Source organism: Streptococcus thoraltensis DSM 12221 (genome assembly GCF_000380145.1).
GTDB lineage: Bacteria > Bacillota > Bacilli > Lactobacillales > Streptococcaceae > Streptococcus > Streptococcus thoraltensis.
In genome coordinates this window covers 36195-60018 of sequence record NZ_KB904587.1, presented here as the reverse complement: position 1 = coordinate 60018, position 23824 = coordinate 36195, and the positions used below count along the sequence as shown (strand labels likewise).

Annotated in this window: 19 protein-coding genes and 1 pseudogene; 19 read left to right on the top strand and 1 reads right to left on the bottom strand. The window is 36.2% G+C overall.

The genetic code is table 11. From position 1 onward, the window contains the following. Window positions 1-37 precede the first annotated feature (37 nt). From A3IA_RS11655 to A3IA_RS0101700, 14 genes are all read left to right on the top strand, one after another. Window positions 38-430: a hypothetical protein gene (locus A3IA_RS11655; protein WP_018379634.1), complete on the top strand. Its 393-nt coding sequence runs from the start codon at window positions 38-40 to the stop codon at window positions 428-430. Window positions 431-433: 3 nt separating this feature from the next. Further along, window positions 434-1663: a hypothetical protein gene (locus A3IA_RS12425; RefSeq protein ID WP_018379633.1), complete on the top strand. Its 1230-nt coding sequence runs from the start codon at window positions 434-436 to the stop codon at window positions 1661-1663. Next, the gene (locus tag A3IA_RS0101765; RefSeq protein WP_018379632.1) at window positions 1651-2052 is read left to right on the top strand and encodes a hypothetical protein; all 402 of its coding nucleotides are present in this window, start codon (window positions 1651-1653) and stop codon (window positions 2050-2052) included. Before A3IA_RS12425 ends, A3IA_RS0101765 begins: the two co-directional genes overlap by 13 nt. Next, window positions 2033-2326, top strand: a complete 294-nt coding sequence (locus A3IA_RS0101760; protein ID WP_018379631.1) for a hypothetical protein — start codon at window positions 2033-2035, stop codon at window positions 2324-2326. The genes A3IA_RS0101765 and A3IA_RS0101760 overlap by 20 nt, the downstream gene beginning before the upstream one ends. 262 nt (window positions 2327-2588) lie before the next feature. Continuing rightward, entirely contained in the window at window positions 2589-4166 is a 1578-nt protein-coding gene (locus tag A3IA_RS0101755) for a CHAP domain-containing protein (RefSeq protein ID WP_018379630.1), read from the top strand. Window positions 4167-4295: 129 nt separating this feature from the next. After that, on the top strand, window positions 4296-4592 hold the full coding sequence (locus tag A3IA_RS0101750) for a WXG100 family type VII secretion target (protein WP_018379629.1): 297 nt from the start codon (window positions 4296-4298) through the stop codon (window positions 4590-4592). Between the two features lie 426 nt (window positions 4593-5018). Then, window positions 5019-8297 (top strand): type VII secretion protein EsaA, encoded by a 3279-nt coding sequence (gene esaA / locus A3IA_RS12205; protein WP_018379627.1) that lies wholly within the window; start codon window positions 5019-5021, stop codon window positions 8295-8297. Next, window positions 8298-8765 (top strand): type VII secretion protein EssA, encoded by a 468-nt coding sequence (gene essA / locus A3IA_RS0101740; RefSeq protein WP_018379626.1) that lies wholly within the window; start codon window positions 8298-8300, stop codon window positions 8763-8765. A 14-nt stretch (window positions 8766-8779) separates the two neighbouring features. Next, entirely contained in the window at window positions 8780-9025 is a 246-nt protein-coding gene (locus A3IA_RS0101735; RefSeq protein ID WP_018379625.1) for an EsaB/YukD family protein, read from the top strand. Then, window positions 9025-10224, top strand: a complete 1200-nt coding sequence (gene essB, locus A3IA_RS11640; protein ID WP_018379624.1) for a type VII secretion protein EssB — start codon at window positions 9025-9027, stop codon at window positions 10222-10224. Before A3IA_RS0101735 ends, essB begins: the two co-directional genes overlap by 1 nt. 6 nt (window positions 10225-10230) lie before the next feature. Then, window positions 10231-14640, top strand: coding sequence for a type VII secretion protein EssC (gene essC, locus A3IA_RS0101725; protein WP_018379623.1), 4410 nt, complete (start codon window positions 10231-10233; stop codon window positions 14638-14640). Window positions 14641-14655: 15 nt separating this feature from the next. Beyond that, window positions 14656-15015 carry a TIGR04197 family type VII secretion effector gene (locus A3IA_RS11635; RefSeq protein ID WP_018379622.1) on the top strand — a complete coding sequence of 120 codons (360 nt, stop codon included), beginning with the start codon at window positions 14656-14658 and terminating at the stop codon, window positions 15013-15015. A gap of 869 nt (window positions 15016-15884) precedes the next feature. Next, window positions 15885-16274, top strand: coding sequence for a hypothetical protein (locus tag A3IA_RS12200; protein WP_018379619.1), 390 nt, complete (start codon window positions 15885-15887; stop codon window positions 16272-16274). 9 nt (window positions 16275-16283) lie between these two features. Then, window positions 16284-17108: a hypothetical protein gene (locus A3IA_RS0101700; protein WP_018379618.1), complete on the top strand. Its 825-nt coding sequence runs from the start codon at window positions 16284-16286 to the stop codon at window positions 17106-17108. Here A3IA_RS0101700 and A3IA_RS13615 read toward each other — a convergent pair. After that, window positions 17099-17260 (bottom strand): annotated as a pseudogene (locus A3IA_RS13615) (IS30 family transposase); the annotation flags it as partial. The gene A3IA_RS0101700 and the pseudogene A3IA_RS13615 overlap by 10 nt on opposite strands. A gap of 176 nt (window positions 17261-17436) precedes the next feature. On the opposite strand from A3IA_RS13615, the gene pezA reads away from it, so the two are divergent. From pezA to A3IA_RS0101670, 5 genes are read left to right on the top strand one after another with little or no spacing between them, the layout of a single operon-like run. Further along, window positions 17437-17913 carry a type II toxin-antitoxin system antitoxin PezA gene (gene pezA / locus A3IA_RS0101690; RefSeq protein ID WP_018379617.1) on the top strand — a complete coding sequence of 159 codons (477 nt, stop codon included), beginning with the start codon at window positions 17437-17439 and terminating at the stop codon, window positions 17911-17913. Then, the gene (gene pezT, locus A3IA_RS0101685) at window positions 17913-18671 is read left to right on the top strand and encodes a type II toxin-antitoxin system toxin PezT (protein ID WP_018379616.1); all 759 of its coding nucleotides are present in this window, start codon (window positions 17913-17915) and stop codon (window positions 18669-18671) included. Before pezA ends, pezT begins: the two co-directional genes overlap by 1 nt. 34 nt (window positions 18672-18705) lie before the next feature. Continuing rightward, window positions 18706-20322: a dsDNA nuclease domain-containing protein gene (locus A3IA_RS0101680; RefSeq protein WP_018379615.1), complete on the top strand. Its 1617-nt coding sequence runs from the start codon at window positions 18706-18708 to the stop codon at window positions 20320-20322. Beyond that, window positions 20309-20851, top strand: a complete 543-nt coding sequence (locus A3IA_RS0101675) for an ABC-three component system middle component 1 (RefSeq protein WP_018379614.1) — start codon at window positions 20309-20311, stop codon at window positions 20849-20851. Before A3IA_RS0101680 ends, A3IA_RS0101675 begins: the two co-directional genes overlap by 14 nt. After that, on the top strand, window positions 20844-23489 hold the full coding sequence (locus tag A3IA_RS0101670) for an AAA family ATPase (protein WP_018379613.1): 2646 nt from the start codon (window positions 20844-20846) through the stop codon (window positions 23487-23489). The genes A3IA_RS0101675 and A3IA_RS0101670 overlap by 8 nt, the downstream gene beginning before the upstream one ends. The last annotated feature ends 335 nt before the right edge of the window (window positions 23490-23824 follow it).

Below are 23824 nucleotides of genomic sequence, written 5' to 3'. Positions count from 1 at the left end.
CTTCATTGTTTTATGGGATAATATAAGGAGATTACTTATGAAGAAAAGCTTAATAGCAGGTTTGGTTACTATATTGATAGGTTTAATAATGGGAGGAATATTGATGTTTAATAGTCAAGAGAAGAAAAGAGAACAAAATTATAAAAGAGAACAAGATAGGATTGTCAAATATTTTGTTGAGAACTATGAGTTATCAGATGGTGATACTATTAAAAATATCGAATTTACGGAGTTTGAGAAAATTGTAGAAACTGGATATTGGCATATCACAATCTTAGTTAATGATGCCTATTATATTTCTTTTAGTGAGACTGAATTCGGTAAAGAACTTGATGGAAGTGGATATTATTCGAGAGAAATATGGTATTTAAAAGATAAGAAAAAGGCAACTGATATTGAAAATATTAAAATAAAGTACATTGAGGATTGATTTATGATAACAGAACGAGATTATAATAAAATATCGGACGATGTCTACAAAGTGGATTCAAGAAAGGTAAAAAGGCCTTATCAGACAGGACAAGAGGTTGCTGATGGCAAGTATGTCATTATTAACGCTAAAGAAAACGTAGATAATGGTATGCAAGCTATGGCTGTTGCTCCAATTATGGGATATGATGAAAAAAAGACTCCTATTCCTAATTACAGCGAGGTTGTGATTGCTTATGCAGGTACCAATTCTGAGAATATCGCAGATTTGGTTACAGATGGGAAAATGATTGGCCTAGGAGATACAGAAGCTTATGGGTTTCATCCTAACAGGATGATGATACCTGCCCAATCAGCGACCGCCCTAGACTTCGCCAAGCAAGTAGAGAAAGAAGTCAAAAGGAAAAATCCCAATGCTGTTATCACGACGACTGGTCACTCCTTAGGACAGTCACTTGCCATGTATGTGGGTTTAAAACAAGGTTATGCCAATGTCGGCTACAATGGTCCAGATATTCATAAGATGATTTCTGACAAGGAAATCAAGTATATGCAAGAACATCCAGAACAGTTCCGTAATTATCGCAATAAGCATGATGACATCGGAAATGTCATGGGCAATGTGACGAAAACAGCTATTTACCCCAAGGTCACAAAAGGCAAGGACAATATAAAAAATAGCATATCAGATCACTCACTGACTAATTGGCAATTTACCAAGGATGGGCAGCTAAAAGATTTGGATGGCAAAGTTGTGACGGATAAAGTCGTCAGTGCTTATGCTCAAACGATTGCTGTTATGGCCCGCATTACTGCCAAAAGTGAACAGTTGGCAAAAGGCGGATACAGTAGTAGGGAACAGATTTTTCTGGACACTGTTCAAGGTGCTGCTGTGGCACAGGGCATGGCTGCTGCTGCTCAAGCTGGCGCTGATGATATTGAGCAAGTCGTCAAAGAAGGTGTCGAGAAAGCTAAGAGCTTATGGGAGGCGATCGACTTTACAGCTTACCAAGAGTTGAGTTACGATGAAGTTGTGAGTCTATTTGCAAGCCAAGGGGCTACTTATGAGAGCATTGTGACAGAGACTCAGTCGACGCTTGAGGTTGGTCAGACAAATGCTGGCACGAAGGCCGAAGCCTTTACGACTTTAAAGGGACAAGTTGACCAAGTGATTCAAGCAAACATAGCCACCGATAAAAATCTAGCAAAGGATATTGAGAATTGGACAAGATAGACTTAGGGATGAAAGCCTACCGAGAACTTTCTGCAAAAGAATCTGAATATGAGGCGTTTATTGCTGATTATACTCGTCAACTCCAGATATACGAAGATGAACGCCTAGAGTTGCACCAGCGTTGGGTGGATTTACAACGTCTGGTTGAAAATGAACAAATGCTTATGAAGCAGTTCGAAGAAGTTCTTGGTGATTCAGGAGATGATTTAGTAGCCCATATTAATGAATTAGAGGGTCTAGTCGGAGAATCAGAAATCATTTATCATCAAAAAATCGCTGATATTGACAATGATGAGAGTATGACGAGAGAAAACTTTCAGAAAAAACGACTTGATTATGAGGACAAAATAGAGAGGTTACGACAAAAATATGCTAGTACCTACCAATGAGTATTATACAGAAGAAGAGCATGCGCATGCTCTAAAAATGATGCGTCGGTCAATGGAGACAAAAAGAGCTATTACCCAAGCTAAGGCCGTCGTCACCAAGAAAAATAATAATATTGAGACCTATAAACAACTTATTCAAGAAAAGGCAACTCAAACTAAAACTGCTGTTACCAACATAAAAGGACAACTAGATACGGCCATCAAAGGAGCTACTTCTGATAAAATTAATGAATCTGTAGATACACTGGTAACAGGTTATGACGAAATTGTTTGAGTGGTGAATTTTAAATAGGAATTATACGGCATCTCACAAAATAATCAATTAGTTTTAAATAATAGAGGTCTGATCCGAAATGAACAACAAAATAGCTACCGTTATCAAAACACTATTCACTTGAGTAGTGTTTTTTATAGCCAAACCTTTAAGAATTGTTTGAATAGTGAAAATTGGACTTACATTTTTTGCTTTTTAATGTTATAATTGATAGCAACTTTGTATATTTATCAAATTTATTAATTCACCAAAGGAGATAGTAATGAGAAAGAGTAAAGTGCTGACTTTACTGTTATTGAGTAGTTTAGTGTTTTCGGTTGCTGATCCAGCTATGGCTGTGACAACCATGGCAGAAAACAAAACTTCTGAAAGTAAAGAGAAGACTTTGGATAAAATAGAAGAATCTAGAACAGAAGCCCCTTTACCTTTTGAAACTCAAGAATCAAAAGACAATAGTAATGCTTCTTCAAAAGATATTAGAAACCCTAAGGAGCAAACTTCAACTTCAGAAACTATTGTAGAAGTAAGTACTGACACGAGTGAAGAAGTGGAAACGACTACTAATACATCACCAGAGCAAGTGCTACCGCAATCAAATAAAGATTCAAACGAAGGTTTAGGTGAATCCGATAAACCAGAGAAATCTGTCAAACCGACCCCTACCAAAGTACAGGATTCGAAATCTAATCAAATATCTTTGGAGAAACCTCAATATCAAAATCTGTCGAATGATTCAGGAAAGGCAGAATCAAATAGAAAAAATATTCAAGCTAATCCTACATCTGTTCATTCGACTATTCACCAGACCATTACATCAGATTTGTCTGATCTTGCTTTAATGACTAGTGTCATAACTGGTGACAACTATGTTGAGCACTGGTCTGGCAGTGATGCTTATACTCATGATTTACTAGCGAAACGTTTTGGGATTTCATCAGATCAATTGGATGGTTTTCTTAATAGTACGGGTATCAATTATGACAGAAATCGAATTAATGGCGAAAAATTGTTGGAGTGGGAGAAATCCAGCGGTTTAGATGTAAGAGCCATTATTGCGATAGCAATAGAAGAAAGTTCACTGGGAACTCTAGGAGTTGCAAGTGATAATCAAGCTAATGCTTTTGGCTTTGGGGCATTTGACAATAATCCTAATAATGCCAAACATTATAATAATGATGAATATGCTATCAAGGAACTTACCCAAGTGGCAATTATTCAAAATAAAAATAATAGTTTTAAACGACAGGATGAAAAGGCTCTCCAAAATGCGGCAGGAGTCCTGAATGTTTCTAAAGATGGCGGGGTTTATTACACAGATACATCAGGAACTGGAAAGCGACGTGCTAAAATTATGGAAGATATCGATAAATGGATTGATCAGCATGGTGGAACGCCTAAAGCTCCTAAAAATTTAAATCGATTTGTTTCAAGTGGAGCAATTGTAGGTCAAGCACTTCCTGAGTTTGGCATGATAAAAGACATGAACCTAGAAAAATATAGTGCAGCAACTTACCCTTGGGGACAATGCACATGGTATGTCTATAATAGGGCAAAAGAATTGGGCTATTCTTTTGGACCATTTATGGGAAATGGTGGTGATTGGCAGTATAAACTTGGTTATGAGAAAAGTCATACTCCAAAAGTTGGCGCAGCTGTTTCATTTTCGCCAGGACAAGCTGGTGCAGATAGGACTTATGGTCATGTGGCAATTGTAGAGGCTGTCAATGAAGATGGGAGTATTCTTATTACAGAATCAAACATTGTGGGGCTCGGTAAGATTTCTTTCAGAACATTCTCACCTACTGATGCTTCTTCATTAACTTACGTTTTCGGACAATAATGGTAGAAATGTAAACTTTGTTAGTTTTTTTAATGCTCTCATGAGATAAAAGATATATTTTTTCAGAAATCGATTGCATAATAGTCTATATTTTGTTAATATTGTTACATAAAATTTAGGAGGTCTACAATGGCTACAATTAAACTTACCCCTGAAGAACTTCGTCAGTCTGCTGTTCAGTATTCTAACGGATCTCAGACAGTGACAGATGTTTTGACAACCTTGACTAATGAGCAAGCTGTTATTAGTGAAAACTGGGAAGGTTCAGCATTTGATAGCTTTGAACAGCAATTCAACGAGCTATCACCAAAAATTCAAGAGTTTGCAGAATTGCTAACTGCAATTAATCAACAACTTAATTCTGTTGCTACAACACTTGAAGAAACAGATTCACAAATGGCTTCACAAATCTATCCAGGAAGCTAATTATTGGTGGAGCGGGAAGGCAAAATGCCTTTCTGCTTTTTTTATTATTCAAAGATTCCTAAATTTTTCAGGGAATATAAAAATAGAGAGAAAAAAGGTAATAAAGAGACAAGTGGGAAGGATAGTTTTTTTCCGTGCTAGTCAATGGAAATCTAGAAATGTTATGTGATGAAAATCACTGACTTCATTTCAAATAGATTATTTATGCAGAGTTATCAGCTGGAGTCAGGAGATGATATAAATGTTTACTACAGAGAAAGCTATACGAATGATTACCATAAAAAAATCAACCTAAATTCTGTATTAACTATGGTTTAATGCAATAAATGAAGAAATAAAATCATGAAAAATTACAAAATGCAAGGAAAATAATGTATTTTTATTGATATAATAGAAGAGAAAAAATGTTTAGGAGATTAAAAAGATATGTTTAAACTTTCCAAACCTGTTAAATACGGAATTTATTTGTTTGCTATATTTGGCTTACTATGGGCTATTGTTAGCTTAAATACCGCTATTCAACATAATAATGAAAAAAGTAGAGAAACACGATTAAAAAAGGAAAATGCGCTACTTAATGTTGCCATTGTGAATGAAGATAAGGCTGCCTCAACACATAATGAGTCTTATAATCTTGGTGCAGCCTATGTCAAGAAACTCGAAAACGATAATAGTCAAAATTGGTCTGTTGTTAGTCGCGGGTCTGCTGAAGCAGGTTTGAATAATGGTACGTATCAATTGATGGTTATTATTCCCAGTGATTTTTCAGCAAAAATCTTAGATGTTAATAATATTAATGTTGAGCGAACAACAGTCACATATAAGGTTAACGGAGGCGGTAATCTTCAAATTGAAAATAATGCAAATAAGTTAGGTAAAGATATTGTCTCTGATTTAAATAGTCAGCTGGTTGATATGTATATGGCTAGTATTTTAAGTAACCTCTACACTGCCCAACAAAATGTACAGGGTGTTTATGAAGTACAATCAGGTAATATTTCAAATTACCGTGATACGCTATTGCAACCAACAGAGAATTTTAAAAATGTTTTTCCTTCTCTAGTTGCATCAGCTAACAGTAGTTTATTAGCAAATCAGGGGTTACAAGATTCATTAGCAAGTGATAATGATTTTTATAACACTTTGATGGAATCACAGAACGGCGTTGAAACCTCATTGAAGACATTGATGGAACAACGAGCAAAGAGCGATATTTCAACCAGTGAGTTTACAGAAGCTTTAATGTCAATGAATACTGATACCTTAGGGACTCAGTTAACCAGTCTTATAGAGGCTACCCAAACTATTCAGAGTCAACTGTCTGATAAAATCGCTAAAGTTTCTGAAGAAGCAAAGACAAGTGATGATGTTCAAGATGTGATTGATACTATTGATGATAGTACAGACACAAGTACCACAGAGACAGTTCCAAGCAGTTCGAGGGATACATCTAGCACTAGTTCTTCAAGGGAAGAAACTGACACAAGAGAAACTGATGAAGCAGATAATATTGAGAATAACAGTGCTTTATCTCAAGCTAATCAAAAAATTGCTGATTTAGAGAAGCTAATAAAAGATCAACAAGATATTCTAGATAAAAAATTGGAAAATGTCGATACTTTTGTTGACGAACAATTAGCAGCTTATTACGGTGTATCAATTGACGATTTAAAACAATTAACATTAAAAGATTTTTTAAATACCGATACAGATCAACCACTAGATTATTCAACAACTGAGTTTCAAGATAATATTGATGCTTTAGTTGAGGGTGGTCTGAAAGCTATTCCTAGCCTCGACCCCTCCTCCCTCACTGGATTGGATCAGGATGCCTTAAAACAGATTTCGTTTGACGCCGCGTTAGCTTCCTCTCTTAATGTAAGCGTAGATAGTTCATCTGCAAAAGAGTTAGAAACGCTATACACAGATCTTGAGGATAAGAAAACTGCTCTAACAACTATTCGGACTGAGCCAACAGATAATAAAAACAATCCAGAACAAAATCTAAGGATTACAACAAATAATAGTAATATCACTATTGATAGTATTGATATTAACGGTGTTAACGCGAGTAATCCTACAACAATTGATCCAAGTCAAGTGAATGACATTACTGTTCATTATACTTATACATCAACAGTTACAACGACGACTGAAAATACGGGCTCTGCTATCGAAACTAGTGACGATATATCTGCTCCATTAAGCGACGAGATGTCTAGTCCGTCAAATGCGACTTCTTCCACGACAACAACTACAGTTCCAGAATCATCTACCTTCAATATAGAAATCGGAGATGTTTCTATAGAAAAAAACGTAGAAACTAAAAAAGAAGAAGAAGCTTACCAAGAAGCCGAGATTGCTTATCAGAAAAAAGTGCAAGCAGTGATCGATGCCTATAATCACGCAGGGACTTTAATGGCAACTTACTATACATATGAAGATGGGAATGTGGTCAGTTTAACAGATTCATTTATGAATCAAAATGCTTATGGTCTCATTTCAAGTATTTTGAAAGAGAAATTGAAACTAGGACTGGCATCATATCAGGATTCAGATGATTCAAAAACAGCTCTTAAACAAAAATTAGAAGAATTGAAAACCTCTCAATCTGAATTGTCAACATCGATGGCTGATATTCAAACCACCAATGAAGACCTGGCTATTCAGATTGGAGAACAATTAACCCTTCTTGAGCAAATTAATGCGGATTCATCAGCTTTACTAGATGCTAATAGTGCAGCAAACGATGATAAAACCAATCAGGACACCAGTCTCTCGGATATTAGCAGTGGTCTACAAGAGCTATTAAGCACAACATCAACGCTAGAAACAACTGCAGCATCAACAAGAGAGCAGGCAAATTCTGTTAAAGATGTGTTTGATAACTTTAACAAAGAAGTTGAAAATGCAGAAACAAATGGCAATAAATTGTCTATGGATGCAACCGCCTTGATGAATAAATTTGATGAGGAACTAAAAAATAATGGTAACTTTATCGATTCTTTTGCAAAAGTTTTCAATAATGCTTATCAAAACGGTGTGCCAAATGATGTTCTTCTTGATTTCCTAGCAAATCCTGTCACAGAACAATCATCATCAGTTAGAGCAACAATAAATGCTTACCGTCCTTTTACTTGGGTACTATTGTTAGAAATGGTAACTCTCTTCACCGCTTATATTTTTGCAACCCAAAAAACGATAGCGCGTCTGAAAAATCGCTTCAAACTGAATAAGTTTTTGGAGACAGATTGGTTAAATACAGCATTATTAAGTGCTTTATCTTTAGTAATTGGCCTTATTCTAGGAATAATTTCTAGTCGAAGTTTGGCTGTTGAGAATGAATATATACCAATCTGGACTGTGCTAGTCACCTTCTTTGCCTTTTTATTGGTTCACGGTCAATACTTTGTCATAAAAAATCTTAGAGTTATTGGTATGGGATTCAATTTCTTTATGATTATTAGTTTCATTTATCTGTCAAATGCTATTGGAACAGCGACTGTGCTTTCAGGATTACCAGCATTGATGAAAAAGATTAATCCATTGATTTTGTTTGAAAATCGCTTGTCTTCAATCTTTGATGGTACAACACCACCGTTTTTTTACCTTGTTTTCCTTATTTTTGCGATTGTATTACTTTTACTTCTTAATATTTTTGTGACAATTGCTTACGAAAGAGTAGTAACTTCAAAAGAGGTTTAAATGAAAAAAAGTATTCTTTTAGTAGTTATAGTATTAATATTTTCTGCCACCACTTCTGTGCATTCAGATGGCCTAAAAGATAATTCTCTACAGTTTGACAGTGACCGTATTTCAAAAGAAGAAGTGCTTGATACTGGGTTTCAGCCAGGTCATATTAGCGAGCTCTTTAAAGAAGACGACCAAGTGAAGTTTTTAGATTATCAAAAACAGTTAGAAGTAGCTCAGGAGAAGCAAAGAGAGACATTGTTCACATCAAATAAAATGATGTCAAATCAAGGAGAAATCACTAAACTTTTTTCCGAGCAATCAGAACAGAATTTTATCATGACAGAGGAGCAAGTCCAAAATAACGGTATGACCCCTTACCAGATCATTTATATTGCTCTGATGATCGTCGTATTAACAGTTTCTACTGTGGTGACTTATCTTTTGTATCACCAAATGCAAGAGCAAGAACTGAACGAATAAATGGAAAGAAAGATATGGAAACACATATTAATATAACAATCTATTTAAATGACAATAATTATGATATTCGAATACCACGAAAAATTGAAACCAAACAACTTATTAAGGAACTAGACACTATATTCTCATATCCCAAAAAACGTGTGAAATACCAATTGAAGGTACTCAATAAAGGCTTGCTTTTGGACGAGGGAGATGTATTGTCAGATTTTCCTTTAGCGTCTGGCGATCAATTAAAGATAGAAGAAGGGAGTGTTTAATGGATCAATTCACATTTGAACAACAATTATTCCAATTTGACAAAACAAATACTAGCTGGAACCTAGCGCTTAAGCGGTCAGATATTAAAACTCATGATTTACAAGCTTTGTCCATGTTAAAACTACACCACCCAGAATTTCTTGAACTTGGAATGACTATGGATGAAGACAGTGTTCACTTCCATTATCAACTTCCTGAAAAAGGGCTAAGTTTTGAAGAGTGTCGCAACATGTCTTTGTCTGAAAAGCTAAGGTTAGCTTTAAATGTTTTGGATTTAGAAAGAGTCTTAAAATTACCAGTCACGGTCATTTTGCATCCCTATAACTTGTTTATCACAAAAAATAGTCAACCTATGATTGCCTATCGTGCTCTTGAAAAAGTAATGGTACCAGATGTGTTGACAACAAGTGACTTTATCAAGCAGTTCAAGTGCTATTTAGTGAGTTTGATGACATCAAATGACTTCTCGGATCTGTACAAAGGCTCTTTGGAAGTTGTCAAACTTCCTGAATTTTTAGAAACTGTAAAAGCTCTAGATGATGTAGAAGACATTCGAGCCTTCTTAATATCAGAATATGAAAAGCAAAAAGAACGTGAAGTAAGATCCTTAAGCTTGGTGTCAAAAACACGCCACAAAATATATAAGTTTGCAACAATTTGGCTATCGGCTTTATCGGTTATATTAATGGTTCCTTTAATTTACTTTGTTTTTATCCAGAATCCATTGAATACTAAATTATTAGATGCTGATACTGCATTTATCAAAAATAATTTCTCAAATGTTATTGATAAATTATCAAATGTGCCACTTGATAAACTACCATATACTCAAAAATATGAACTAGCCTATTCTTACATCCAAGGATTGAACTTTTCTAAAGAGCAGGAGGCTGTTATTTTAAATAATGTTACTTTGAAGACAGAGGAGCTCTATTTTGATTTTTGGATTCAAAGTGGACGTGGAGAAAATGATGATGCCATTGATATTTCTAAACGTTTAGAATCTACAGATTTGATTATCTATGCTTTAGAACAAAAAATAGAGGAAGTCAAATCAGATAGTAATCTTTCTGGAGAAGAACGCCAAACACAACTTAAAGATTTGCAAAGTGAGATTGATACCTATTGGGAAGATCGTACCGAACGATTGGAACAAAAAGAAGATACTACAGATGAGGAAACTGTAGAGGAGAAATAGTTACTTATGAAAGTTATCATTTATGACACCTTATACCGCTATTCCCTCTACTTAGAGGATGGTCAAAGTACTCGCATCGATCGAGAAGCCAAAAACGGTCTATCTTTTGAGTGTTTAGAGTCAGAATTTATCTTAAAAGCTGAAGCTGGGAAGCTATACTATAGTTATCTTGAACAATCCGGTTTAATTGAGCAGGGGCAAGAAATTGAAGGGCTTAGCTTTTTCCTTAATACAGGGAAAGCAACCATTCTATCTCCTTTAGACCGTCAATTGCTTTTGGTTGGTCATCAAAAAGGTAGTGATATTTTTCTCGCAGACAGTCCTGCTTCCTTCCAGTTAGAAAGAAAGGGAGATAGTTGGCAGCTCCATGCTATTTCAGGCCAGCTCTACCTGGATAATCACATTTGGCATGGTCATCAAGAAGATTTGGACTTTGGAACTGAAATCAGTTTCAACCAAATGACCTTGAAAGTTTTCCCAGATGAATTCTACCTCTGGGGACAGGAGGAGCTACAGACTGAGCTGATTGCGAAGGCTCGTTCTGACTATGATTTTTATGACAACTACCCAGATTTTCATCGCTCACCCCGGATAATTTACCGTGCGAGTGAAGAAAAGGTCACTGTCAATGCTCCTGGTAACGAACCCAATAAACCCAAAGATGGGCTCGTCAAATTAATCTTGCCACCGATCATTATGATCAGTGTGATGACTTTGATTACGATTTTCCAACCTCGCGGGCTCTACATTATCGCCACTATGGCCATGAGTCTGGTGACAATTACCTTTTCCATCACTGGTTATTTTAAAAACCGTAAACAGTATAAGCTTGATCTAGAAGAGCGTATCAATACCTACCATCTCTACCTTTCGGATAAATCCAAAGAGTTGACGGCATTAGATAACCGCGAACGTAAGGGGCAGTTCTATCACTACCCTGATCTAGAGACTATTGCGGCCTTAACCAAGACCTTTGATCACAGGATTTATGAAAAAACACCCCAACAGTTTGATTTCTTGTATTACCGCTTGGGCTTAGGTGAGGTCGAAACCAGTCATAAGTTGACTTATTCCAAAACAGAGCGTTCTGGAGTGAAGGATCCTTTAGAGGTTGAGGGATATCAACTCTATCGTCGTCATTTAACCCTCAAACAGATGCCGATTGAGGCAAATCTTAGTCATGGGCCAGTCGGCTACCTTGGGCCAAGACCCTTGGTGATTGAACAACTGCAGCTCATGGTGCATCAGCTAGCGGTCTTCCATTCTTATCATGATGTGCAATTTATTACGATCATGCCAGAGGAGGAAAAAGAGCAGTGGGACTGGATGCGCTGGCTCCCTCATGCGACGCTTCAAGAAATGAATGTGCGTGGTTTTGTCTATAATCAACGTACGCGTGACCAAGTCCTTAACAGCCTCAACCAAATCTTGAAAAGTCGTCAAAATGCGGCTAAGGAGACCGAAGGACGGGAGACCACCCTCTTTACGCCTCATTATGTGGTTATCGTCACCGATGAGAGTTTGATCATGGATCATGTGATTATGGATTTCTTCACCGAAGACCCTACCTCTCTTGGCTGTAGCCTGGTCTTTGTCCAAGACGTTCTCTCTAGCCTTTCTGAAAATGTTAAAACCATTGTTTCCATCAATGACCGTAATCAAGGACAGTTCTTGATGGAAGAAGGGACACTCAAAGAGACACCGTTTGCTTTGGACCATTTCCCAGAAGACTTTGACAAAGAGTCTGTTTCCAGACGGCTAGCACCGCTCAACCATCTTCAAAATCTGAAATCATCTATTCCAGAGAGCGTGACTTTTATGGAGATGTATGAAGCTGAGCGTTTTGAAGACCTGGCAGTACCAAGTCGCTGGTCGCAAAATAGCCCTTATAAGAGCTTAGCGGTTCCTCTAGGCTTACGTGGTCAAGGTGATATCGTTAGTCTCAATCTCCATGAAAAAGCCCACGGGCCACACGGATTGGTCGCAGGAACCACCGGTTCTGGTAAGTCTGAGATCATCCAGTCTTATATCTTATCGCTCGCGGTTAACTTCCATCCCCACGATGTGGCCTTTCTCCTCATCGATTATAAGGGTGGTGGGATGGCCAACCTCTTCAGAGACCTACCACACTTGCTTGGTACCATCACCAACTTGGATGGTGCCCAGTCTATGCGGGCTCTGGTTTCCATCAATGCGGAGCTCAAGCGCCGGCAACGCCTCTTCTCAGCTGCCAATGTCAATCATATCAACCAGTATCAGAAGAAGTATCAACTTGGCGAGGTGAGCGAGCCTATGCCTCATCTCTTCTTGATTTCTGATGAGTTTGCGGAGTTGAAAGCCAACCAACCAGAGTTTATGACCGAGTTGGTTTCCACAGCCCGTATCGGGCGTTCCTTGGGGATTCACTTGATTCTAGCAACACAGAAACCGACAGGGGTCGTTAATGATCAGATCTGGTCCAACTCTCGCTTCAAATTGGCACTTAAGGTGGCTGATCGTCAAGACTCTATGGAAATGCTTCGCACACCCGATGCGGCAGATATTACCCAAGCTGGTCGTGCCTATCTCCAGGTTGGTAATAATGAAGTTTATGAACTCTTCCAGTCAGCCTACTCAGGGGCTGACTACCAGCCAGAGAAGGAAGCCCAAGGGATTGAAGACCATACCATCTATGCCATCAATGCTCTAGGGCAATACGAGATTCTCAACGAAGATCTCTCAGGCTTGGCAGAAGCTGATGATATCCGTCAAGTGCCCTCAGAGCTGGATGCGGTTGTCTCAGGGATTCAAGCCTTGGTGTCTGACATGGGAATCAAAGCCCTCCCACAACCTTGGTTACCGCCGTTAGAAAAGGTGATTCCAGTGGAGAGCTTACGTCCTGGTCACTTTAAGGTCTTCTGGGCTAAAGGGCTTCGTTCTTTAGAAGCGATGATTGGTTTTGTGGATATTCCTAGCCGTCAGACCCAAGAAGCCGTTAGTCATCACTTTGAGACCGATGGACACTTGGTCATCTACTCAGCACCAGGCATGGGGAAATCAAGTCTCCTTCAAACCATGGTTATGGACCTCAGTCGCCAACTCACTCCAGAGCACCTGCACGTTTATCTCTTTGACTTTGGGACTAACGGGCTCTTGCCGCTCAGAGACTTGCCGCACGTGGCTGATAACTTCTTGTTAGATGATACTGAAAAACTAACCAAGGTTATGGCTCGCTTTAAAGCTGAGATGGCTGACCGTAAGAAACGCTTTAGTCGTCATGCGGTCTCTAACATCACCTTCTACCGTCAAGTGAGCGGGGAGACCTTGCCAGACATCTTGATTGTGATTGATAACTTTGATGGGATTAAGGAAATGCCTCAGGGACAAGACCTGGAAAATCTCTTCCAAACCATCTCTCGTGAGGGGGGGAGTCTGGGGATGCACCTTGTTTTAACGGCAGGTCGTCAATCGGTCATTCGCCCAGGGCTACAAACCAACCTAAAGACCCGTATTGTGCTTAAGATGACAGACGATAGTGAAGCAAGAACCCTCATCGGGCGCAACCAACATATCATGGAAGACCTCCCTGGTCGTGGTTTGCTTCGTATGGAGGAGCCAGAAGTCTTCCAAGCTGCCTTACCAACGCAAAGCGATGACCCCGTGTCACAAGTAACCGCGATAAAAGCAGAAGCGACAGCCATGTCAGAAGCCTATGAGGGCCCCCTACCCAAACCAATCCCAATTGTTCCAGAAGAATTGGCGTTTGAGGACTATCTGGCTAGGGACAGTGTGCAAGAAGGTCTTGCCAAAGGGGAACTTCCAATCGGTTTAGATATGACTAACGTGGAACATATAGGTATCCCGTTAGCCAACTTCAAACACCTGCTTTATTTGTCGGATAATGATGACAGCTATACAACTATCACACATCATCTTCTACGCATTTTTACCAGCCTTTCAGCAACTAAGACAATGCTTATAGATGCTAGAGGCAGCTACAAACAATACGCTGATCAGGTTAGAACATATGTGACAAATGAGGGNATTTCTGATATTATGAAACAATTAAGTTATGAAATTACCCGGCGCCAGAAGACAGGGCATCGGGAGCCTTGGTTAGTGATCATTCCAGATTTTGAAGCCTTTGTTGGACAAGCCAATCCTGCCCTTGCAGATATGACGGTCTTGCTGGAGAGTGGTCCAAGTGTTGGTATGCATGCTATTATTGGTAGCCCTTATCAGTTTACAGGAGCCAAAGCTGATGCTTTAAACAAACTGCTCAAAGATCGCATGCAGTATGTTCTCTTGGGAATGCGTCTTAATGACCAAACCTTCTTGGATAAGGTTTATAATAGTCGTGAACCTAGGCCAGAACTTGATGTGGCTTACCTTCATGATAGGAAACAGTCACAGGCTTTGAAATTGACACGTTATTAGAAAGGAAAACACGACATGGTATTGATCAACAGTAGCAGTGATACAGCCGCTAGTCATGCGACTAGTATCAGTCAAGGTGGGGCCCAACTCTTAGGCGTTGGGAAGGCTACCAAAGATAGTGACACAACGTTAAAAGGTAATCAGTCTGCTGGTGATGCGATTGATTTGGATGAAACACAAAGTAATGAGATTGCGACAGCTATCAACTCTTTTATCACGATTATTAATGGTATGGCTAGTGAGTTTGAGAGTACAGATACAAGGCTTAGCTCAATGTTGTTACTAGACCGTAATGGTTCAGATTTTCTCTCTCAAAACGGTGCTGCTCTCCCGCCAAATCCGACCTTTTCTCCTAATCCAAGCTTATTTCGGTGATGCCTATGGATACTAAAGCATTAGATACTATTCAGAAAGGGCTTAAGGCAAATGCCCTAGCTCAGGAAACGCTGGTACAAAAAGCCTATACCTTTCGTCAGTTGCAAGAGGATTTGGACAATCATCTGGCCTACCAACAAGTGCTATTTCATCGTATCAGTGAGTTGCCCTTGTCCTCACAAGACCGTTTAGATATGGAGGCATTGGAGCAATCGTTTCGTCAAGTCGGTAGTCTTTACCAGGATGATTACGATGCCTATCAGTTATCACTCAGTCGAGACAGAGAGCGCTTATTAACCGAAGAAGCTACCCTTATCAANGAGAGGCAACTCGTCATGCAGGGAGATCGCAAAGAGAAAGGAGAAGCAGANAATGGTAAAAATGGAACTAGGNGCTTCTAGCGCACAAGCNAATTNAGTTAGTTCAATGAGTGCTAGTCGNGTAGCTGGTTACCAGGCTGCTATNACNAGTTTGAGTTCTTTTTCAGCATCAGACAGTCTGTCTGGGAATGCTTACGACAATGCCAAAGCTTATGCGACAGGTATTTTAGTGCCATTGATGCAGGGGGGTATCCTCTTATCGCAGGGGATTGCCAAAGCAGCCGCTAAACTCCCAGCNGATTATGTGTCAGAAGTAGCGCCAGAAAGCTTGGATTCAGATGTCTTAGAAGAACAGATATCCCTTCAGAAAACNTTACTAGCGTCTGCAGAAAGCCAGTTCAAAAGTGCGTCTAAGCTGAAGGACCCGATTGCCAAACAAGAGACGCAGCTACGAGCTGGTCAATCGATGGCACGTCTCAATGCCAAAATTAATGAGCTGGAAAGATTGGTAAAGCGATTTCAAGTAAAGCTTTTGCGATTGGTACAGTAGTGTTAGAAGGTGGCGTTAGAAGTGCCTCAGCCTATTTTGACAAAGATTCTGAAGCCTATCACAATGTAGGGAAGTCGGTAGTTAGTGGTACGGTTGATACGATAGCTAATGTAGGACCAGTTGATGGAGCGCTGTTGGGGGCTACACTTGGAGGTCCTATAGGTGCGGGAATAGGTTTTACAGCTGGATTATTAATTCAAGGCTTCAAATATTATAATCCAGATATTGCTGATGATGTTAAGGAAATAGGCTATGATTTTGTGGATAATGTTTCTAAAGTTGGCAAAAGCGTCAAAACAGAAGTAAATCGTATGGTATCAAGTGCAGGTAAAGCTTTTGAAAAGTTTAGTTCCAAACCGTTATCAGTAGCTTCAGGTTGGTTTGGATAGGAGAATGGGATGAAACAAACAATTTTTAATGCGTCATTGGAAGAAAGCATGAATTTGGTAACGGATAAGTATATCCAAACGTCTATGGAAAATGTCAAAGAGCATGGAGTGTGGAAGAAAATTATTGGGACTTTAACCCTACTATTTATGATGTACTTATTTAGTTTTATAACTAGATTAGATAGCCTTTCTTCTAATACATTTCTTTCATTCAAAACTAGTTTTATAACTAAGATGATTGTATTTAATGCGGTATTTGTTGCTTTTATTTACTTCATATACATTTTTAAAAATATAAATTTTAGATATAGACAATATAGTATATATGGCAGTTTTTTAAGCATCATGTCGTTGATTTTCCTTCTTGAAGCTTTTATAATTTTAGTATCATTAGCAACTACAACCTTGGGCTGGTGGATAGGAACTTTTGGATATACTGTAATATTTATTTTTGTATTGGTGTCAAGGTTTAAATGGTTGATTTTCTTTATAAAGGGCAAATTATATGGCGCAAGTCATAAAGAGAATAAAGCTTTTAAATTACTTGAGACATTTTCTCAAGTATCGCAAAAATACGGCCCTATTTTACTATTTTTGATCTTTATTCTACGTTGGTTTTTTCCCTCAAACATGATGCAGGAAAATGACTTTGTACGGTTTATCATTGTTTCCTTTAGTCCGTTAGGGATTTTTATACCACTATATTTTACAATCTCAATGCTAGCCGAACACTTTCAAGGCTATTACCTCAAAAAATACAGTGAAGATTACCGTCAGATGTCAGGCTATTCTATAGAAGAATGGTATGGTAAAAAGTCAAAGATGTACTCATAGGCTGAATGTCCTGCTTTAAGATAGTGTATAACCTTATAAATCATCTGTTTTGATCGCCCTAATGACGCAACAATAGCACTAACTGTTGCACCTTCTTGGTAGTAAGCCTCTATCATAACAAGTTCATTTGTGGTAAGATGAGTATAGGTCATTTATGTTAGTTCCTTTCAGACAAATGTGGTGTTTATCTGAGCCTAACATAGATGGCTTTTTTCTGTCTAGCTTAATTTTACAAATTAGGAATTATAAATAAAGCAGATAACGCACCATTTTTGGTGCGTTATTTATTTTTTATGATATAATAAATCTTAAATAGAGGAGGTCTTTTATGATTGGTGATAATATCAAATCCTTACGTAAAACCCATGATTTAACACAACCAGAGTTCGCAAAGATTGTGGGAATTTCACGAAATAGCCTTAGTCGTTATGAAAATGGAACAAGCTCTGTTTCGACAGAACTTATTGATCGGATTTGTCAGAAATTCAATGTGTCTTATGTCGATATTGTAGGAGAAGAAAAGATGTTAACACCAGTAGAAGATTATCAATTGACGCTAAAAATAGAAGTCATCAAAGAGCGTGGTGCAGCTATTTTATCTCAACTGTATCGTTATCAAGATAGTCAAAAGATTGCCTTTGATGATGAGACCAATCCTTGGATTTTGATGAGTGATGACTTGTCAGATCTTATCAACACTAAGATTTATCTTGTTAATACCTTTGATGAGATTGAACGTTACAATGGCTATTTGGATGGTATTGAACGGATGTTAAATCTTGCTCATCATCAGGTGGTGGCTTAATGGCGTTAGAAAAATTCAATCAGGCTGATTTTGAGTTAGCACTAAAACGAACCATTCGATCTTTAACTCGTGGTAAGACCACTTCATCAAGTCCGAAAGCTATCTTACTTGGTGGACAAAGTGGGGCAGGTAAAACAACAATTCATCGGATTAAGCAAAAGGAATTTCAAGGTAATATCATTATTATTGATGGCGATAGTTATCGCTCCTTGCATCCAAACTACCTTGCTTTACAAGAAAAATATGGTAAAGATAGCGTGAATTATACCAAAGGCTTTGCAGGAAAAATGGTAGAACATCTTGTGGATGAGTTAAGTAAAAAAGGTCATCATTTGTTAATCGAAGGAACTTTGAGAACGACAGAAGTCCCACGAAAAACGGCTCAGCTATTGAAATTAAGAGGTTATCAAGTCTGGTTAGCCTTGATAGCGACCAAGCCAGAATTGTCCTACCTCAGCACCTTAATCCGCTACGAAGAAGTCTATGCGGTGAGTCCTGACCAAGCTAGAGCAACTCCTAAAGAACATCACGATGGTATTCTAGAGCATTTAGTTGATAACTTACGAGAATTAGAAACTGATAAACTCTTTGACCAGATTCAAATATATCAAAGGGATAGAACATGTGTCTATAATTCTGAAATTGATGATGGTCCAGCAGCAGAAGTACTACAAGAGTATCTCTTCGGAAAATGGAGTAAGATAGAGGAGGAGATGTTGAAGGTGGGACAGGAACGGTTGGATAAATTTAGTACTTAACTAAAGAAAATAATGGGAGAAATCACAACTTTATATGATAGAAAACGATTTGTTAAATTCTAGTAAAAATGTATCTGAAGAAGTGAAACAAAAATACAATAGTTTCATTTCTTCTAATATTAATCAGAATACCTCTTCTCCAATTTCAAACAATGATTTAGAAGATATTTTATCGGGACAGGAAACATCTGATAATGGTGGCATTGTCGCAATGACAGGATTTTATTATCAAATGATGGTTTCAGTACTTTATTTAGGAGAAGTTTTACAAGGTAAGTGGGATGGAATGTATTTAGATCACCACCAGGATATTGTGCTATTTAATAATTCAGAGAAAATAGTCAAATTTATTCAAGTTAAAACAAAAAATAAGTCTTATTCACTAGCTGACATTAAAATAGCTGAGAGCTGGATTCCTAAATTATTTATTACAGCATATAACATAGAAAAATTGACAGAATTTGAATTAAGGTTTGAAATAGTATCTAATTGTTTTTTTCAAGATACAAAAAGCTTTAATATCTCACCGTTTTACCTTAACTCAGATAATAGGAGTGATAAACAAATCAAGAAGTTAGTTGCTGAGAATTTTGATTTAAAACATATTGATGATAGAGATACAAAAGACAATTTATTAAATCAAGCGTTTCAAAATTTCAATATGAAGCATCTCCCTTCGGAATCATTAGAAAACGAGGTAGCAACAAGTATTCCAAATATTCTAGGGTTTGAGCAAAGTCAACTTTCACCTGAAATATTAAACCAAGTCATTGCAGAATTTTTTAAAGCTTGTTACAATCCTGAAGATGCGACAATTCAACTAATTAAAGGTGAAAGTTTAGATAAACTCAAAGAATATATAAAAAAACAACTAGAAAATTCAATAGTGACCGCATACCATAAAAGTTCTGAAAAAATCTTAACTAAATATTTTACAAAATTGGATGAGGATTATTCTAATTCAAAACTGAATCCAGATTTTGTCAGTGAATTTAAATCATTTGTGGATGAGTTTAGGAAAAATTTAGAAGAGCTTTTGTCAAATAGTAGTTTAACAATGATGAGTATTATCAATATGTATCTAAAATATAATAGGGGTATAGATGCAAAGCTTGAAGAAAGAGAGTGTGAAAATCATTTTAATGACTTACTGTCATTGCTACTTTTCCTCAAGATTTCTATTGAAAAGAATTTAATGATTGAAGATGAAAATAGGCACATTTTATCAATAAAATTAGATAGACTCCTATTTTTGATTTTAGGGAATAATGATGATATGAGAGATTCTTTAGAAGTTATTGATAACTTCAAAGATTTATTTCCAATGCTAGATACTTCAGAAAAACTAAGAATAGCAAGTACTCAAGATGTTTCTATAATTATTTCAGGTCAATTTGATAATGAAAATAGTGATCAGCATATTGAACTAAAAAAAGAAGAGCTTGATTTTTCTTTAAATCCTAGCATAAATAATTCTAAATTAGATGAAATTAATGCCAATAATATTACAGAAGTTCAGATACCAATTAATATTTTATACGCACATCGTGATAACTTAAATGTAGTAAATAAAACTAGAAAACAATACAATAATCTCAAAGAGATGCAAAAAAAGATTGATGAGGAGTTGAAGTTAAATGGCACTAGTTGAGGAGTTACTAACTCAAATTAATAACGCTCAATACAAAGATGTAACCATTCAGGGGATAGAGTATCGTACTTTTTATGATGAGGTAAATGGAAATTTACTTATTATTTATAATGAACAAATTATACAAAATCATTTGTTAAGAGAGGAAATTAATAATATTGCGAAAAATATTAGAGAAGTTATCAAGAAAGATACGAGATATAATTTATGGAATACGTATTTTTTAATTTTGGTTAATAAAAATTCGTTCAATGAAAAATATTATTATATAGAAAGAGATGTAAGAAATCTCAGAAAGTATGTTATTCAAAATGAAATGGATATTTTAAGGCTACCATTTCTGGAAATATCAAATAGTAATAAGAAAAACAAGCAAGTAGAAGAAAGTATATCCTTTACTAGCGAAAAAATTAAAGAATTGTATTTAGATATAAGGAATAAAGGAGGAGAGCAAAAAAAATTAACAAATGCTGAAATAAATAAAATTTTGGAAGAAATAAATTTTTTAGAAGGTGATTCAGATGATTAGATTGAAACGAGTAATAATCAAAAATTTTAGGAATTTCCAAGGAGAATATGAATTTGATTTTACTAAAAATATCACTATATTTTTAGGTGACAACGGGAACGGAAAAAGTTCAATTTTTGATGCAATTCAATGGTGCATTACTGGAAAAATTGATAGATTTGGGGAAAATAGTGCTGAATCTTGGAGGAATATATTAATTAATAAGGATTCTAATGACTGTTTCGTTGAAATACTTTTTTCAAATGAATTAAAACTTAAAAGATCAGTATCACGAAATAGCAATATAACTGTTAGTTGCCAAGATGGAGATGATAGGGTTGTAAGAGGTGAGGGAAATGTAAAAGATTGTCTCAATAGTGCGTTTGTAGATTCTCAGAATAATAATTTTGATTTTCAAGAAGCTTTGAAATCCTCTCTGCTTGCTCAAGATCAGGTATTGAATTTTATTGCAAGTGATACTCCAACTCAACGTTACAATGTCCTTTCTTCGATACTAGGAATGGAAGAAATAGCAAAAATAAAACAAAACTTAGAGACAGTTCGGAGAATAATAGAAAAGAAAGTTAACGAGGAGGATAGAATTGAGAAACAAATCACAGAAGAAATTGAAAATCAGAAATTAAAACTCGAGACGAAATATGATCTAGCTAATATAAATATAGAAATAGCTAATGAATTTAATTTTGAAGATAGGCAAAATGAAAAGGATAATCTTTTAAAAAGTAAAATTCAAATTGAAGATAAACTAAATAGATTTCATATATTAAATACAACTGATGCGGATATGGGAAATCTAAGTCGACTAACTGAGAAGATACAAGGATTAGAAAGTTTTCTAAAAAACTCTCAGAGTGAGAGAGAGAGGATAATAAAAGATCTTGCTTTGAATGAAAATAGTCTTGAGCAGAACAAAAAGAATATTGAACGAGTAAATCAGGAAATGGAAATTATATCTCAAAATGGAGAGAAGGGGGAAGAACTAAAAAAAATTGAGAAGCAGTTGTCAAGTCCAGAACTCTATGAATTATCGTTTGAGCTTGAAGAAAATATTCAAAAACAAGTTTTTAAATTTGAACGTTTACTAGATGAATATCAATATGCTCTGTCAAATATTGCTGAATATAATCAATTATTGCAAAAGAGGAGAAATATTCCGAAATCTATTGACGAATTTAGACAAAAAATTAAGCATAAAGAACTTGAAATATCTAATTATCAAAATAATATTATAGACTTGAATTCTGAACTACTTTCAAATAATTCAGACAATGATATTGAGTTATTAATCGAAATGGTTCGAGGAGCTTCAAAATTTGTAAATAGCCACAGAGAATTTGAAAATAATTGTCCAGTGTGTAACCAAAGTGTTTTAAATGTTTCTGTGCACTTTGACAGAAGGATTGCACACTTGCTTCAGCAAAGTAAAATTACTGCTGAGAGAATTGATAAACATAAAAGGCAGACACGAGAACTTGAAGAACAAGTTAATAACAAACATAAAGAGATTGGGCAACTTCAATTTACTATATCAGACTTAGAAAATCAATATAGTGAAATTCAGAGAAGACTTCTAAGTCTAGAAGGCCACTCTCTATATGTAAAAGAATACTTTAGTTTAGATCATTCTCAAATAGATTTAAGAATAAATAATCTAAAATATAATATTGAGAAGCGACAACAATATTTGACGTTGCAAAATAAAAAAGGTCAAATTGAGCAGCAATTAGAAGAACACTCTGAAGTAAGATTTTCTGGCTTAAATTTAGAGCAATTGCTAAAAGAGAATAGAGCTCTCACTAAAAAGAATGACGAGCTATCAACTCTTGAGAAAGAGTTGATGTTAAAAATTGAGAAGCAAAAAATAACCTTGGACTCTCTTAAACGAATGGATGAACTGATTAGTGAAATTTCCAAAGAGTATAGATTTGCTGACAATGTTAATCCTTCAATAGTTTTGACTGACTTAATAAATGATAAAGCTAAAAAAATAGATAGATTATCGCAAGAGTTACGGAATCATAAAAACATTATTGAGTACAATACTATAAAAGATGATTTACTTAATAAGGAAGAGTCATTACGTCATGTTCAGAAGGTAAAAGAAAAGCTTGATAATAAATATAAACTAGTTGACAAAGAAATTAATCATATTAATCAGAAATTTAGTTTTTCTAAGATCATTAATAGTAATAAGTCCATAATTCAAAAATATTTTAACTACCTTAATCCAAATGTAGCTACCTATAGAAATCTACACCTTAATATTGATGACAACAAAAACACCTTAGATATTGAAATAGTAAATAATAATCAAACTATCAAAGCTGCCAATGTTCTGAGTTCTGGACAGCTTAATGTTTTGGCAATTTCAATTTTTATTGCAAAGAATATAGGTCAAAATAATTCAGCAATTGATTTCATTGCCATAGACGATCCTATTCAAAATATGGATGATATTAATCAATTTTCAATGATTGATGTTTTAGGCCGATTGAATAAACAGCTTATTTTTACAACACATGATGCCAAATATGTAAATCTTTTTTTGAAGAAAAATGAACTTAGGTTGAATAATATTTCTGTTTATTATTTGAATGCTGATGAAGGTAGATATGAAAATATATTAGAAAATAACTAACGTAATAAAATTTATTATATATTGTTTGCAAGAGAGCTTCAGCTCTCTTTTTTTACTCAAATTTTCATACTGTGATAACTTTTCCAATTCATCCCTGTTATCCTTATATCATTCCTAAGAAAATCAAATTCTGATTTTTTACTGGGGGTTTGGGGGCGAAGCCACCAAGTTATCTTATCGTTGGCTGTCAAAACTGGAAGGTTTTTGTCGGCTGGCGATATGATTTTTTGGGTATTGTGACCACAATGCCTGAGCTCGCAAAGACCGAACAAGGACTTTAAGAAATTTCTCGCATGACACACGGGGTCGGGGTTTACCCGAGAAAGGATGAAAGT